Below are 14,724 nucleotides of genomic sequence, written 5' to 3'. Positions count from 1 at the left end.
TAACATTAATTTAATATTAACATCGTCAATATTAACATTGAGATAACATTTAGGAAATACTTTTGTAAAAAAGATTCCTAAATGACAGTGAGATATCCCATTTTAATAACTATTATATTCTTTTTATTAACCATACATTCAGTTAATGTTAATGCCCAAGACTCCAAAGTTGGCACCTGGGGAATAGCTACTGTAGTACTTCCTGGTGACAGTACGCATAAATGGGGTGGTTATACCGAGTTTCAAACCCGCACAAACAATGTGTTCAGCCAGTTTCAATACTATGAGGTTAAAGCTGGCGTGAGCTATGATATTGATAAAAACTTCACTGCGCTTTTAGGCACAGGCCGCTACACTACTTTTGATTACATGGATGTCGGCAAAGGCCCCACCACTAGCGAAACCCGCTTTTGGGAACAGATCACCAGTAACCAGTTCTTGTACCGTTTAAAACTGGAGCACCGCTACCGGGTAGAGCAACGCTGGGTTAACGGCGATTACCGTAACCGTTTCCGCTACAGACTTAATGTATTTGTACCACTCAACAATACTAAAATTGTTGCCAAAACCTGGTTTGTATCCGTTTTTGACGAGGTATTCCTGAATAATAAAGTCCCTAATTTTGAACGCAACAGGATTTCGGCGGCCCTTGGTTACCAGTTTGATAAATCGTGGATCATGCAAGCCGGTTGGATCAACCAGTACAATTATTCAACAACCGCTAAAAGCGATAAGGATAATATTATGCTGATACTCATGTACCGCATTCAGCGCAAAAATGCTGTGCAGCGTGAACATGTACCTACTACAAGTGATTAATTGTCTGAACTCGAATTAAACGAATTATTTGAATTTATTGAATCATTCATCAGTCAATTCGGCAAATTCAACAAATTCGAGTTCAGGCAACCAATTATATGTGTTGTCGTGGGGACACGACGACGGGATAGAAAAGCACATCAATTTTAACACTACCCGATCTAAAATCCCTTAATCCAGTTCAAAAACCTTGTGTTTTTATGAAAAATTCACTCATTCTATATTAAATTCATGTTAAATCGCACCTTAACGGGGCTATAATCGTTACAAATACAAAATTTCAATTGCGTTTTCCTTATTTACACATTAACTTAGCCGCCGTTATTAATAGTATTCATTCAAACCACACTCTGACAATTCACTATGAGCATAATAATTGATGTCCATGCCCGCCAGATTTTAGATTCTCGCGGTAATCCTACTATTGAGGTAGAAGTTTTAACTGAGAATGGCGCATTCGGTCGCGCTGCTGTACCATCAGGTGCATCAACCGGCGTTCACGAAGCTGTTGAACTTCGCGACAATGACAAGTCAAAATACATGGGTAAAGGTGTATTAAAAGCAGTTGCCAATGTAAACGACATTTTAGCTCCTGAATTAAAAGGTATCGATGTGTTTGAACAAAATGCTATCGACGCTTTAATGATTGAGATTGACGGTACCGAAAACAAAGGTAAAATTGGTGCTAACGCTATATTAGGTGTTTCATTAGCTGTTGCTAAAGCTGCGGCTCAGGAAAGCCGTCAGCCTTTATACCGCTACATTGGTGGTGTAAACGCTAACACTTTGCCAATCCCGATGATGAACATCGTAAACGGTGGTTCACACTCTGACGCTCCTATCGCATTCCAGGAGTTTATGATCATGCCGGTTGGCGCTCCTTCATTCTCTGAAGCTTTACGTTGGGGTACCGAAGTATTCCACAACCTGAAAAAAATCCTTCACGATCGCGGTTTATCAACTGCAGTAGGTGACGAAGGCGGTTTTGCTCCAACTTTTGAAGGTACTGAAGATGGCGTTGAAACCATTTTACAAGCTATTGAAAAAGCAGGTTACAAAGCTGGTGAAGATATCTTCATCGCGTTTGACTGTGCTGCTTCTGAGTTTTACAAAGACGGTAAATACGATTATACTAAATTTGAAGGCGAAAAAGGTGCTATCCGTACCAGCGCCGAGCAAGCTGATTACCTTGCCGAATTAGTTGAAAAATATCCTGTTATCTCTATCGAAGACGGTATGGCTGAGGACGATTGGGAAGGTTGGAAAATCTTAACCGACAAAATCGGTAAAAAAGTTCAGTTAGTAGGTGACGATTTATTTGTAACCAACACTAAACGTTTACAAAGAGGTGTTAGCGAAGGCATTGCTAACTCAATCCTGGTAAAAGTAAACCAAATTGGTTCATTAACTGAAACTATCAACGCTGTTACTTTAGCTCAAACCAACGGTTTCACCTCAGTAATGAGCCACCGTTCGGGCGAAACTGAAGACTCAACCATTGCTGACCTTGCTGTAGCATTAAACTGCGGTCAGATCAAAACCGGTTCGGCTTCACGTTCAGACAGGATCGCTAAATACAACCAGTTGTTACGTATCGAAGAAGAATTAGGCGCTAACGCTAAATTCATCGGTAAAGATTTCAAATACTTCAAAAAATAATCTTTTGATACTGAGAAGGCCATCTGTGTAAAGCAGATGGCCTTTTTTATTGCCCCTTGTTATGCTGAAACCAGTTCAACATAACGATATTTTATCCTCATCTCCAAGTATTTTTTTACCTTTGCGTCCGCAATCAAGGCCACATAATTAAACCGAAACAACTGCGTTATAATAACTTGTTAAAATAAACTAATGAACAGAAAAGGGATTTCGAGGATATTGGGTATAGTGCTGATATTGGTTTTAAGCATCGCGCTTGACAGGGTTACTAAAATCTACATAAGGGAACACATTCACATCAGCGATAACATTTTTGTTATCAAAAACTTTTTCACCATACTGCATGCCGAAAATACCGGCGCTTTTTTAAGCCTTGGCGATTCGTTGCAAAACCCATGGAAATTTATCCTGCTATCATTATTGCCACTATTGGCCCTTGCCTTCGGTGTTTTTTACGTGATGTTAAAACCATTAATAGGTAAATTAACCACCATTGGTATTGTTTTGGTCATTGCCGGCGGCGCAGGTAATTTATATGACAGGATGTTGTACGGCAGCGTAACCGACTTTATGCACATGAATTTCGGCATTTTCCAAACCGGCGTATTCAACGTTGCGGATGTATCTATCATGATAGGTATGGGCCTTATTTTGCTGGAATCATGGCAAAAAGACCGTAAGGCTAAAAAGGAACAGAACGCTCCCGATACCGAAACATTGGCAGCTTAATCCGGTGTAACTCTTGCCCTTAAAATTTTCTTAACAATAAAAAGCGTATCTTTGCAGCTAATTACCCGTTCGCTTTACGGTTTTGAGTTCCTGCATACTCTTCAGATCCGCTTATGCTTTCGCGTTAGCACACTTATATTTACAAAAGATCAAGAATGTCATTCGAAAATTTAAATTTGATTGAGCCTATCCTCAAGGCTTTAAAAACTGAGGGATATACCACACCTACTCCAATACAGGCGCAAGCCATCCCTATTATATTAAAACGCCATGATTTGCTTGGCTGTGCCCAAACCGGCACCGGTAAAACCGCGGCGTTCGCTATCCCTACCCTACAGCTATTGCACCAGGACAGGATAGCCCACAAAGAGCAAAAAACCATTAAAGCTTTGGTTTTAACGCCTACCCGTGAGCTTGCCCTTCAAATTGGCGAAAGCTTTACCAATTACGGAAGGCATACAGGCCTTAAAAACCTGGTCATATTTGGTGGTGTGTCGCAAAACCCACAGGTTGATGCTTTGCGTCGTGGTGTTGATATTTTAGTAGCAACCCCGGGCCGATTGCTGGATTTAATGAACCAGCGTTTTATTAACCTGGAGCATGTTAAATTCTTGATATTGGACGAGGCCGACCGCATGCTGGATATGGGCTTTGTTAATGATGTTAAGAAGATCATTGCCAAAGTGCCCGCTAAAAGGCAAACGTTGTTCTTTTCGGCCACCATGCCAAAAGAGATCCAGAGCCTGGCAGATAGCATCCTGAATAATCCCGAAAAAGTAGAAGTTACCCCGGTTTCATCCACTGCCGATACCATACAGCAAAAGATTTATTATGTTGATAAGAGCGATAAAAAATCGCTGCTGATCCACATACTGAAAGATAAAAATATTAAAACCGCTTTGGTATTTACGCGCACCAAACACGGAGCCGATAAAGTTGTAAAAGATTTAACCCGGGCAGGTATTACTGCCGAAGCTATCCACGGCAATAAATCACAAAATGCAAGGCAGCGCGCATTAACCAACTTTAAAAACCGTACAACACGTGTATTGATAGCTACCGATATCGCGGCCCGTGGTATTGATATTGACGAGTTAACACACGTTATCAACTACGAATTGCCTAACATACCCGAAACCTACGTACACCGTATTGGCCGTACCGGTCGTGCCGGGGCAGATGGCATAGCGTTTTCATTTTGCGATGCCGAGGAACTGGAGTTTTTGAAAGATATCCACAAACTGATAGCCAAACAGATCCCGGTTGAAGAAGGTCACCCTTACCCGCTTAGCCCGGCGGCTATGGCAGCTAAAATAAACGAAGCACCTAAAAAAGGTGGTTCAGGCGGCCAACGAGGAGGTGGCGGTGGCCGTGGAGGTAACCGCAGATCTGGCGGTAGCGGCAACAGCCGTTCAGCCGGAAATAACCGTTCTGGTGGCAATAAAAAACCAGGCGGTAACCGCTCAGAAGCATCTAAACCCGGCGGCAAAAGCGGCATGAGCGGAGCCAGAAAAGGTTAAGACTGGTTGATTGAGTGAGTAGTTGGTTAGGTGAATGGTTGTTTTAGTTATAGACAAAACCACTCACCTAATCAACTTAATCAACCAATCTCCAAAAAAATCCCCCTGTTAATAAGTTAATAAGCATATTTGTAGCGGTCGAAAAAATTAAATAGCTTTAAATGAAAATCATACAGCCGGTATCAATGAAACGCCTTATAGATCTTTTCAAGAACAAGTTTTTTCTGGTTACCCTTGCTTTTGTAGTGTGGATGATATTCTTCGACAGGAACGATCTTTTCTCCCAATACCAATACCATCAACAGGTTAAAAAACTAAGAGTTGAGCGCGATTTCTATAAAGCCCAAACCGATCAGGTAACTAAAGAGCTTAAAGAACTTACCACCAATCCACAGCAAATGGAAAAATTTGCCCGCGAAAAGTACCTTATGAAAAAAGCCAATGAGGATGTTTATGTGGTAGTACCGGAGAGTAAAGACAAGTAAACAAAAGATTAGCTTCTCCAAAATAGGAGCATCTTGCGACTGCCTCTTCTCCCAAAGCTACACCGTTACGTCCATTTTTGCGCCGTAGGTGCTACCTGTTTGTAGAAAAAGGACAGAAACAGTCTTGTGCGCCGTAGGCGCTACCCTAATCGGGCGATGTTTGCAATCAATGTTAAAGGGTAGCCTCTACGAGGCAAAGGATTTTCACCCTTATTTTGTTACAAACAAGTATCCCCTACGGAGAATTAAACCCTTAAAATCTATACCCCCTTATGATTTCCAAGGGCGGGTCTTGCGACTGCCTCTTCTCCCAAGGCTACACCGTTACGTCCATTTTTGCGCCGTAGGTGCTACCTGTTTGTAGAAAAAGGACAGAAACAGTCTTGTGCGCCGTAGGCGCTACCCTAATCGGGCGATGTTTGCAATCAATGTTAAAGGGTAGCCTCTACGAGGCAAAGGATTTTCACCCTTATTTTGTTACAAACAAGTATCCCCTACGGAGAATTAAACCCTTAAAATCTATACCCCCTTATGATTTCCAAGGGCGGGTCTTGCGACTGCCTCTTCTCCCAAGGCTACATCGTTACGCCCATTTTTGCGCCGTAGGTGCTACCTGTTTGTAGAAAAAGGACAGAAACAGTCTTGTGCGCCGTAGGCGCTACCCTAATCAGGCTATGTTTGCAATCAATATTAAAGGGTAGCCTCTACGAGGCAAAGGATTTTCACCCTTTTTGCTACAAACAGGTATCCCCTACGGGGAATTAAGCCCCTAAATCTATGTTCCTATAATGGTTCCCGGGGGAGGGTATCGCAATTGGCCACGCTTTTACCTGTCGTTTTTTCTTTCGATTTCTGCCCTTCTTTCCTGCCTCTTGAATCTTACCGTCTTGACTCTAATACGCTAAACTTCTCCTTCCCGCTTCCTCAAAAACCACTCCGTTGATAACAGCAGCAGAATCATTACAAACAGCCACTTCATATCAATCAGATCGCTGTAGTGCTTATCCTCATAAACTACCGTTTTAATGTTTTCGTTTTTGCGGATCAGATCGGCAAGCTGGTTAATTTGTGAAGGTTTGATCATTTGTCCGCCACTTTGTTTAGCCAGCGTATTAAGCAGTGAATGATTAGCGGCGCTTTGGCGGGCTTCGAGGTTAAGGGGTTTTATGGTGAATTGCCCTGTGGCTTTAAAATCCTGTTTTCCGTTTTGAGTTGAGGCGCTGTAAGTGTACTCGCCTATAGGCAACGCCCCACCGTCCAGTTGATAGCTCTGACCAGTACGGGTGAACAGGAAGCTGTAATTTTTTCCTGCCGCGCTTTTCAGTTCTATCTTTACATCAGGTGTGTTGATGAGTTCAAGCGCATCATTATACAATTCGGCATTGAGGATCACGTTTTCACCCTCGTCAAATACATTACGTGCCGGGTAAACACGGAAACGCTGACGGTTGGCATTAGCTGTTAAGTATTGTACGGTTTGGCTCAGCAGTTCATCAGTGGCGTTCCTGTTGCCATAGTTTTGAAATTCGGACAGTTGCCAGCGCCAGATCCCTTCACCGGTTAGCACAGCAATACGCCGTCCTGCTTCATCGCCAAAGGCAAGTAAAGGGTAAGTAGTAGCTACCGCGCCAATCTTTTGTTTCAACAATACTGAAGTGCCTGCCGCGGTTCCATAACTGCCAAACGGTGCAACCAATGGCGGGAATGCTGCAATCTTTCTCCTGGCCGAATCTGACAGTGTAAAAGCTGTAAAATCATTGGCCGGCAACGGAATTACTTCCTGGGTTTCGGCCCTGCCTGCACTTATGCGTACCGTGTTTTGTTCGCTGTTAATCGCCTGCAGGTTACTTTGCGAACCAACAATGTACCAAACGGGCGTTTTACTTTTAGCTATAAAATTCTTTATCGGGGCATATTCACCCGCCGAAAGTTGATACAGGACCACCAGGCTGTAATCGGCAGGTTTAATGGTAGCTGCATCGGCAAGGGAGCTTGCCTTTACCTCAAAGTTTTTGTTGGTTTCTATAGCCTGTTTAATCACCGTTAAATCCGGGTGCGGACCATTATACAGCAACAAAACTTTTTGCCTTGCATCCAACACTTCCACATAAATGGTTTCGGTATTGTTTTGGGTCGAGAGTTCGTTTTTTATGGACGCTATGCTGATGTTATATTTCCGAAGCCCTTTCTTTGCCGCATTTAGTTTTATGGAAACAATCTTTTTAAAATCATTTCCTGTTACCGGGATACTTTGCGTATAAACTTGTTTGCCATCTTCAGTAACAGCCAGGTTCATGTTTTCGCCATTGCTTTGATAAGCTGTGGCGAGCACTTCTATCACAAAATCGTTCCCTAAAAAGGCAGTCTTGTTATAATTTACGTTACCTATGAGTAAATCACGTTTGGTAGTGGTATCGCCAAGGGCTATCGTGTAGATATTGGTTTTAATATTCCGGGCTTCATATTGCGGATCGTTCCCCTGGTTATATAAACCATCGGTAGCCAATACCAATGCGCCGATGTTTTGATTGGTAAACCTGTCGTTAAGCTGATGCAATGCTCCGGCTATATCGGTTTGCTTACCACCGAAACTTTTTGAAAGACCAGTATGCAGATCTTTATCAAAATGAAATTCCTGCACATCATACTTATCACCAAGTTCCTGTTTGAGTTTAGCCAGATCATCAACAAAGGTAGAAGAGCTAAAGTCAGTTGGCTTAAACGTATTGACAGATGATGAATTATCCTGGGCAATAAGTACCAAAGGCCTTTGCGGCTCATATTTAACCGTTTTTACTAAGGGGGAAATGAGCAGCACCGTTATGAAAAATACGGTAATTGCACGGAAAGCAGCCAGTATATAGCGTAAATTTTTACCAAGATCAACCGGCTTGCGGTACATGAGCCAGGCATACCCTAAGCCAAGCAATAAGCCGGCAGGCAACCACCATCCCGAAACAGAACCCCATGTAAGTGAAAACATTTGTAGCTATAGTATCATTGTCAAAGGCGCGGGGCATCCGGCCCAATAAACATTAACTGCAAAATGCGAAATTATTGTGAAAAGAGGGGAATAAGTTTTAATTCGCCGGTTGAGATCGAGACGAACTTACCAGGATTTAAAAAACCATGTCATTGCGAGCGAAGCGTGGCAACCGCACGGAAGCAAAGCCGCCCTGTATAGCTACGAGATCGCTTCGTCGTTCCTCCCCGCAATGACATGTAGTAGAAATAAATATATCTTACAACATACCACCATCAACAGGGATAACCTGTCCGGTGATATAAGCGGCCATGTCTGAAGCAAGGAATACGCAGGCATTAGCTACGTCCTCAACTTCGCCGGCACGTTTAAGCGGGATACCGGCTGCCCAGCCTTCAACAACTTTTGGGTCCAGCACCTCGGTCATTTCGGTATGGATAAAGCCCGGGGCAACAACGTTAGTGCGGATGTTACGTGAACCCAACTCTTTAGCTACCGATTTAGAGAAACCGATGATACCTGCTTTTGAAGCAGCATAATTAGCCTGACCGGCATTGCCTTGTACACCAACAACAGAGCTCATGTTAATGAACACACCTTTACGGTTTTTCATCATGATTTTTGAGGCAGCTTTAGTAACGTTGAATATCGATTTCAGGTTTACGTCAAGCACTTCGTCCCAGTTTTCTTCGGTCATGCGCATCAGCAAACCATCTTTAGTAATACCGGCATTGTTAACCACAATATCAAGAGTTCCAAAATCAGCAACAATATCGGTGATCAATTTATCAGCTTCATCAAATTTGGAAGCGTCAGAGCGGTAACCTTTTATTTTAGTGCCGAAGCTTTGCAGCTCCTGCTCCAACGCCTGACCTTTTTCAACAGACGACAAGTAGGTGAAAGCTACGTTAGCGCCATGCTCGGCAAATTTTTCGGCAATCTTACGGCCTATTCCTTTTGACGCGCCGGTAACCAACGCGGTTTTTCCTTCTAATAATTTCATAATTAAAGTATATGATTTCAGGGCGGTGAAGTTAGCAGTTTTTTGTTTTCAATCATAGCTCTATTCCGACCATAAAATGCCCTTGCAAATATCATATTATATAATGATATTACTTAATATTTGCAAAACAGATAGTTAGATCCAATTTATAAACACTCACTTTTATTTTTAAATACTAATAATTTTAGTAATTTTACTTTATGCCTGGTAAAGACCTTTTCAGAAAGCCCTTCGATGAGGGAACTTTAGTTAAATTAAAAATTTATAAAGATTATTTTAAAGAATGGCTTCCAGTTTTTCTTTCAAAGAAAGAACCTATTTGGAGAACCGTACAAATCTTTGACTTTTTTGCCGGGCAGGGCAAGGATAAGAATGATGTTCCAGGCAGTCCTTTAATTGCAATTGCGATAGTCAAGTCAATTGAGCATTTTATAAAGGACAATGGAATTAGAGTAATTTTACATTTCAACGAGTTGGATCAAGACAACTATAATTTTCTTATTGAATCATTAAAAGATATTGAAGGGGATTTTGAAATCAAGCCTTATAAAGAAGATTTTGCTTCACTATTCTCATCCCTATATGAATCAATGAAAACATCTGCCAATTTTTTGTTTTTGGATCAAAATGGGATAAAGCAAATTACTTCAGAAATTTTCAATAAAATTATTTCCTTAAAACAAACTGATTTCCTGTTCTACATATCTTCTTCATATTTTAAAAGGTTTGCAGATACACCTGAATTCAAAAAATATTTTTCTTTTGATCCGATAGAAATACAGCAGATGAATTATTATCATATTCATCGAAACGTGCTTCAACATTACAAATCATTAATCCCTAATAATAAGAAATATTACTTAGCGCCGTTCTCTATAAAAAAGGGATCTAATATTTATGGTTTAATTTTTGGTACGAATCATACACTCGGGATTGAAAAATTCTTGGCTATAGCATGGAGAAATGATAAAATGCGAGGCGAAGCAAATTATGATATAGATAGTGAAAAAATCGATTTTAATCAGCCATTCCTATTTGATCATTTTAATAAACCAAACAAAAGACAGGTTTTCGAAAAGAATTTAACTGAACTTATTTTGAATAAAAGGCTGATAGATAAACATTCTGTTTATTTATATTCATTAGATGAAGGATTTTTATTTAAAGATGCCAATACTGTACTTGAAAGGCTTAAGAAAAAGAAAGATATAGATTTCCAATTTAAGCTAATTTCCTCAGATTTACATCGAGATAACGACAACACTAAAATTAGTGTATTAAATTAAAATATTATGAGTGCTTCCGGAATAGAATGGACAGAGCTAACTTGGAATCCAGTAACCGGGTGTAATAAAATAAGTCCCGGATGTAAACATTGCTATGCTGAATCTATGTCCAAAAGACTAAAGGCAATGGGTACCGAAAAATACAAAGATGGCTTTTTATTAAGAGTTCATCCTGAAACGTTATCGATTCCGTTTACTTGGAAAAAGCCAAAAGTGGTTTTTGTAAATTCAATGAGCGATTTATTTCATGATGACGTACCGTTCGAATTTATCAAAGCGGTTTTTTCCGTTATGAATAGTACTCCTCAACATATATATCAAGTTTTAACCAAGAGATCTGAAAGACTATTAGCACTTTCAACTGAACTTAATTGGACAAATAATATTTGGATGGGCGTTTCTGTCGAAAATGATGATTATACTTATAGGGTGGAACATTTGGCAAATACGAACGCAAAAATTAAATTTTTATCGATAGAGCCTCTTATTGGACCTGTTACTTCTCTACGTCTAAAAAATATAGATTGGGTTATAGTTGGTGGGGAATCAGGGCATAAAGCACGTCCGTTACAAAAGCAATGGATTGACTTTGTAAAAAATAAATGTAGCGAAGAAAATATTCCGTTCTTCTTTAAACAATGGGGAAAAGCCAAGTTCAATATTAATCCTAACGATCCTACAATAGAAGCAAATCATCCTAAACACGCTAAAGGTGGATGTGAATTGGATGGGGAAATTTATAGAGAAATGCCAACTAATGCGGCTTAAAAACCTATTTCAAATACTCCGCCGGGATAGGATTGTCCTTACGTTCGCCGTCATAAAACCAGGCCAGGATCCAGAAACGGGTGCCATCGTTAAACAGCTCAATACTATTGATACCACGTTCAGTTACAGGCCCCCCGGCGGTATTGCGCGATTCGTATGTGCTCCATACGTGATAAATACTACCAAACTTTTCTACCCGACGGGCTATCTCCCGTTCGTCAAAACCATTTTTTGACAGGGACGGATCGGCCAGTTTGTGGTATTCCTTCAACGTCATATAACTAAACTGCTGTTTGCCCTGCTTATCAATATAACCTGCGCCAACATGGGCGTTGGAAATATGCAGCAGACTGTCGCGCTCGTAACTTACCTTTTCACCTTTCTTAACGGTAACCACGCCATAATAGGCTTTCATGATACCGTCAAGGGTACTCACATTATCACCGTATTTGGTAATCACCTGCGAATGTGCAGGGAAAGTGATAGCAATGCTAACAATAGCGATGAGCAACGGCAGGATATTCTTTTTCATGAAGATCAAAGTTTATTAACAATCAGATTTTGATTGAATTAACAAAAAATATCCGGAATGGCAGGGTAAAACAACCAAATATTACACGGTAGCTGGAAGAAGCGTTTTAAAAATCCCTTCTTGAGAGAGAATACATAGCCCATAAAAGACTGGTACCGGAAATGACAAGCTGTATACTTGACTCACCCGGTCTGCGCTTCGCTGGACCACCCTCTCTATCCTTCGGATAAAGAGGGTAAGAAAAAATATAAATTAAAATCCCCTCTTTACGCGCAGCGTAGAGAGGGGTGACGAGCGCAGCGATGTCGGGGTGAGTAGATATGTGTGATAATTTTAAGTATTGTGTCTTTTCATAGGCCATTACTCTCAAGAGGGGAATCGCACATCCCGATGCTTTTAAAAAGTAAGCGTCCACGCTTACCCCTAAACCGGGAGCGTGGACGCTCAGAGTAACAGTCATTCAAACGTAGACGTTTGAACGTGCAGATGCAATAAAAATTAGAAAGTAGTATTCAACGATACACCATAGGTACGTGGGTTACCTAAGTGAGTCGCGCCAAAATCATAGGCATAGTCAATGTATTTTTTGTTGGCAATGTTGCTCTCCCAGAAAAACAGACCGAACCTTTTGGTGCTTACACCTACCCTCGCATTAAACTTGCTGTAACCTTTCTGTTCTATTTGGTTAGCAAGGTCAAAATACTGGTCGCCAAGGTAGCGCCATTCGCCACGGGCAATCAACTTAGTTTTTAGCGGACCACCCAGGTCATAACCATACTGCAGTGCAAGCATGCTGGTAATGTTAGGTGTATAAATTTGCTTATTGCCTTTCAGGTTCACTTCTTCGCCGTTGTTGCCTACTACCAATGTAATATAACGGGCATGGGTATATCCAAAGTTGTAATCAAATTCAAGTCCTTTAATTGGTGTGGCGTTAATTTCGGCCTCGATACCTTTGCTGCTTAATTTACCCGCGTTTTTGGTGATGGTAATAGCATCAGGCAATACCAGCGTTGGTACCTGGGCATCGGTAACACGGGTATAAAACGCGGTTACATTTACACGCAGGCGGTTATCTAAAAAGTCGTTTTTTGAACCCACTTCAAAATTATTGCTGTATTCAGGTTTGAAAGAATAAAGCGGTGGCGATGATGGATCAGAACCTAACTCCGTAATGCCACCCGCGCGGAAGCCACGGCTATAGGTAGCAAACAAGTTATTATGTGCCGCTATATGGTAAGCCAAACTCAGCTTCGGTGTAAAGGCCTTATAATGCGCAGTTGATGATGTATCTGAACGCGTAACAACCGACTCACCGCCCTTTGGCAGGAATTCGCCCATTACATTTTCTTTTTTGTGCTCATAATCATAACGCAAACCAGCCGTAACGTCAAACTGCTCGCTTACAGCGTAAGTAGCCTGCCCGTAAACAGCTAAGCCATAATTACGATCGGTATTGGTATTGATACTGGTAAAATCCGTCATTGGCGAACCAACCGCCGCCGCGTCATCACCAAAGTAGGTGCCCTGCCTGTTTGGAGCGTAGTGATAAAAACCGTAAGTACCGGCAGCCCATTTCAATTTTGCAGTCGAAGAAGCCGGAGAAGTAAAGCGAAACTCCTGGATGGTAGTTTTTACTTTATTCCATTTACCACCATAGTTATTTACAATAGATACCGCGTCGATAGGTGAAAAGTCGCCATCTATAGGCGTGGTATAATAACGGTTATTTACCTGGTAAGATGTTTGTGAGGTAAAGTTAAAATCGTTGCCGCTGTAGTTAGCCGTTAACGATGATTGAAAGGTATTGTCAACCATTTTGGTAGTAGCGTTCTGATTAACTTCAAACGGGTGGCTCAAAGCTTCATCAGGCGAACCGGCTAAAGTAAACGCGCCATTATTACGGTTGTTATAATTTTTAACATTCAGTGTAAAAGCAAGTTTTGAGGTAGCCAAAAACTTCAGGTAATAGTTACCCAAAAAATAATGCTGCTTATCAAAATGTGTATTATTAAATGTATTGGTATAAAAACCGTTAAAACCAGAATAAATACCGGCTACACCTAAATACAATTTATCTTTTACCAGCGGAGCTTTGATGCCTAAAGTATAACGCTGCTGATTGTAATTACCAACATCAACACCCGCAAAGCCGCTTAATGTATTTGATGGCTGCCTGGTGATCACATTGATTACACCACCGGTAGCGTTACGTCCGTACAAAGTTCCCTGCGGGCCACGCAAAACCTCTATCCTATCTACATCCAATAACTGAGGGATATAGGTGTCCAGCCCATACTGATTTACACCATCAACATAAGTTGCTACGGCTGGATCATATGATGTGGTAACAATACCACGGATACCTGTTACCGTACGGCCATCGCCGGGAGCACCTGAGTTTAAGTTAGGTACAATGGCAGTAAGGTCTTTCAGGTCCCAAAGCCTGTAATCCTGTATTTGTTTGGCTGATAACGTTGAAATACTGAACGGTACACGCTGTGCCTGTTCTTCTGTTTTTTGGGCCGATACCGTAACCTCATCCAACTGATTGCTGGCATCATTTAACTGGATTGTTATCGGGCGACTGGTGCCGATCATATTTACCGGTACATTTTTAGCCGCATAACCAATAGCGCTGATATGCAGGGTATATTTCCCGGTAGTAATATTTTTTAAAATAAACTTCCCGCTCCTGTCGGCGCTGGTTTGATAGTTTGTATTGAGCAGGTACACCGAGGCGCCTGCGATAGGTTGGCTTTTGCTATCGGTAATGGTACCCGAATAATCGCCCGTGGTTTGGCTCCGGGCCGAAAAAGCAATAATAAGTAGTAATAAAGTAAATAATTTACGCATAAAATAGGTATAGTTAAATGTGTACAGATCACACATTGTAATCGATTGTCAATAATAGCAAATGACAAACAATTAACACCTATC

Annotated in this window: 11 protein-coding genes; 7 read left to right on the top strand and 4 right to left on the bottom strand. The window is 41.3% G+C overall.

All coding sequences use genetic code 11. From position 1 onward, the window contains the following. Nucleotides 1-81: 81 nt before the first annotated feature. From DUL71_RS22015 to DUL71_RS21995, 5 genes are all read left to right on the top strand, one after another. The gene (locus tag DUL71_RS22015) at nt 82-819 is read left to right on the top strand and encodes a DUF2490 domain-containing protein (protein ID WP_114940062.1); all 738 of its coding nucleotides are present in this window, start codon (nt 82-84) and stop codon (nt 817-819) included. 363 nt (nt 820-1,182) lie between these two features. After that, nucleotides 1,183-2,478 carry a phosphopyruvate hydratase gene (gene eno, locus DUL71_RS22010; RefSeq protein ID WP_114940061.1) on the top strand — a complete coding sequence of 432 codons (1,296 nt, stop codon included), beginning with the start codon at nt 1,183-1,185 and terminating at the stop codon, nt 2,476-2,478. 192 nt (nt 2,479-2,670) lie between these two features. After that, nucleotides 2,671-3,207, top strand: coding sequence for a signal peptidase II (gene lspA / locus DUL71_RS22005; RefSeq protein WP_114940060.1), 537 nt, complete (start codon nt 2,671-2,673; stop codon nt 3,205-3,207). A 155-nt stretch (nt 3,208-3,362) separates the two neighbouring features. After that, nucleotides 3,363-4,727, top strand: coding sequence for a DEAD/DEAH box helicase (locus DUL71_RS22000; RefSeq protein WP_114940059.1), 1,365 nt, complete (start codon nt 3,363-3,365; stop codon nt 4,725-4,727). 161 nt (nt 4,728-4,888) lie between these two features. After that, a complete protein-coding gene (locus tag DUL71_RS21995; protein WP_244228811.1) occupies nt 4,889-5,212 on the top strand; it encodes an FtsB family cell division protein in 324 nt (107 codons plus the stop codon). A 901-nt stretch (nt 5,213-6,113) separates the two neighbouring features. Here DUL71_RS21995 and DUL71_RS21990 read toward each other — a convergent pair. Both DUL71_RS21990 and fabG read right to left on the bottom strand, forming a co-directional pair. Next, the gene (locus DUL71_RS21990; protein WP_114940058.1) at nt 6,114-8,195 is read right to left on the bottom strand and encodes a vWA domain-containing protein; all 2,082 of its coding nucleotides are present in this window, start codon (nt 8,193-8,195) and stop codon (nt 6,114-6,116) included. 259 nt (nt 8,196-8,454) lie between these two features. Then, the gene (fabG, locus tag DUL71_RS21985) at nt 8,455-9,198 is read right to left on the bottom strand and encodes a 3-oxoacyl-[acyl-carrier-protein] reductase (protein ID WP_114940057.1); all 744 of its coding nucleotides are present in this window, start codon (nt 9,196-9,198) and stop codon (nt 8,455-8,457) included. A 200-nt stretch (nt 9,199-9,398) separates the two neighbouring features. Here fabG and tcmP point away from each other — a divergent pair, with 200 nt between their 5' ends. Further along, nucleotides 9,399-10,484: a three-Cys-motif partner protein TcmP gene (gene tcmP, locus DUL71_RS21980; protein ID WP_112575820.1), complete on the top strand. Its 1,086-nt coding sequence runs from the start codon at nt 9,399-9,401 to the stop codon at nt 10,482-10,484. A 6-nt stretch (nt 10,485-10,490) separates the two neighbouring features. Next, the gene (locus DUL71_RS21975) at nt 10,491-11,252 is read left to right on the top strand and encodes a DUF5131 family protein (RefSeq protein WP_112575819.1); all 762 of its coding nucleotides are present in this window, start codon (nt 10,491-10,493) and stop codon (nt 11,250-11,252) included. A 4-nt stretch (nt 11,253-11,256) separates the two neighbouring features. Here the strand turns inward: DUL71_RS21975 and DUL71_RS21970 are convergent, their stop codons facing one another. Together DUL71_RS21970 and DUL71_RS21960 are read right to left on the bottom strand one after the other, a co-directional pair. Next, nucleotides 11,257-11,784 carry a hypothetical protein gene (locus tag DUL71_RS21970; RefSeq protein ID WP_114940056.1) on the bottom strand — a complete coding sequence of 176 codons (528 nt, stop codon included), beginning with the start codon at nt 11,782-11,784 and terminating at the stop codon, nt 11,257-11,259. A gap of 498 nt (nt 11,785-12,282) precedes the next feature. Continuing rightward, entirely contained in the window at nt 12,283-14,640 is a 2,358-nt protein-coding gene (locus tag DUL71_RS21960) for a TonB-dependent receptor (protein WP_161964485.1), read from the bottom strand. Between the last annotated feature and the right edge of the window lie 84 nt (nt 14,641-14,724).

It is taken from the genome of Mucilaginibacter endophyticus, assembly GCF_003351025.1.
Lineage (GTDB): Bacteria > Bacteroidota > Bacteroidia > Sphingobacteriales > Sphingobacteriaceae > Mucilaginibacter > Mucilaginibacter endophyticus.
This window is presented reverse-complemented; position numbering and strand designations above follow the sequence as displayed.

Excerpts from the sequence above, each read along its gene's own strand:
- lspA (WP_114940060.1), top strand. The coding sequence starts at position 2,671 with ATGAACAGAAAAGGGATTTCGAGGATATTGGGTATAGTGCTGATATTG.
- DUL71_RS22000 (WP_114940059.1), top strand. The coding sequence starts at position 3,363 with ATGTCATTCGAAAATTTAAATTTGATTGAGCCTATCCTCAAGGCTTTA.
- DUL71_RS22015 (WP_114940062.1), top strand. The coding sequence starts at position 82 with ATGACAGTGAGATATCCCATTTTAATAACTATTATATTCTTTTTATTA.
- DUL71_RS21995 (WP_244228811.1), top strand. The coding sequence starts at position 4,889 with ATGAAAATCATACAGCCGGTATCAATGAAACGCCTTATAGATCTTTTC.
- DUL71_RS21970 (WP_114940056.1), bottom strand. The coding sequence starts at position 11,784 with ATGAAAAAGAATATCCTGCCGTTGCTCATCGCTATTGTTAGCATTGCT.
- DUL71_RS21990 (WP_114940058.1), bottom strand. The coding sequence starts at position 8,195 with ATGTTTTCACTTACATGGGGTTCTGTTTCGGGATGGTGGTTGCCTGCC.
- DUL71_RS21960 (WP_161964485.1), bottom strand. The coding sequence starts at position 14,640 with ATGCGTAAATTATTTACTTTATTACTACTTATTATTGCTTTTTCGGCC.
- DUL71_RS21975 (WP_112575819.1), top strand. The coding sequence starts at position 10,491 with ATGAGTGCTTCCGGAATAGAATGGACAGAGCTAACTTGGAATCCAGTA.
- eno (WP_114940061.1), top strand. The coding sequence starts at position 1,183 with ATGAGCATAATAATTGATGTCCATGCCCGCCAGATTTTAGATTCTCGC.
- tcmP (WP_112575820.1), top strand. The coding sequence starts at position 9,399 with ATGCCTGGTAAAGACCTTTTCAGAAAGCCCTTCGATGAGGGAACTTTA.
- fabG (WP_114940057.1), bottom strand. The coding sequence starts at position 9,198 with ATGAAATTATTAGAAGGAAAAACCGCGTTGGTTACCGGCGCGTCAAAA.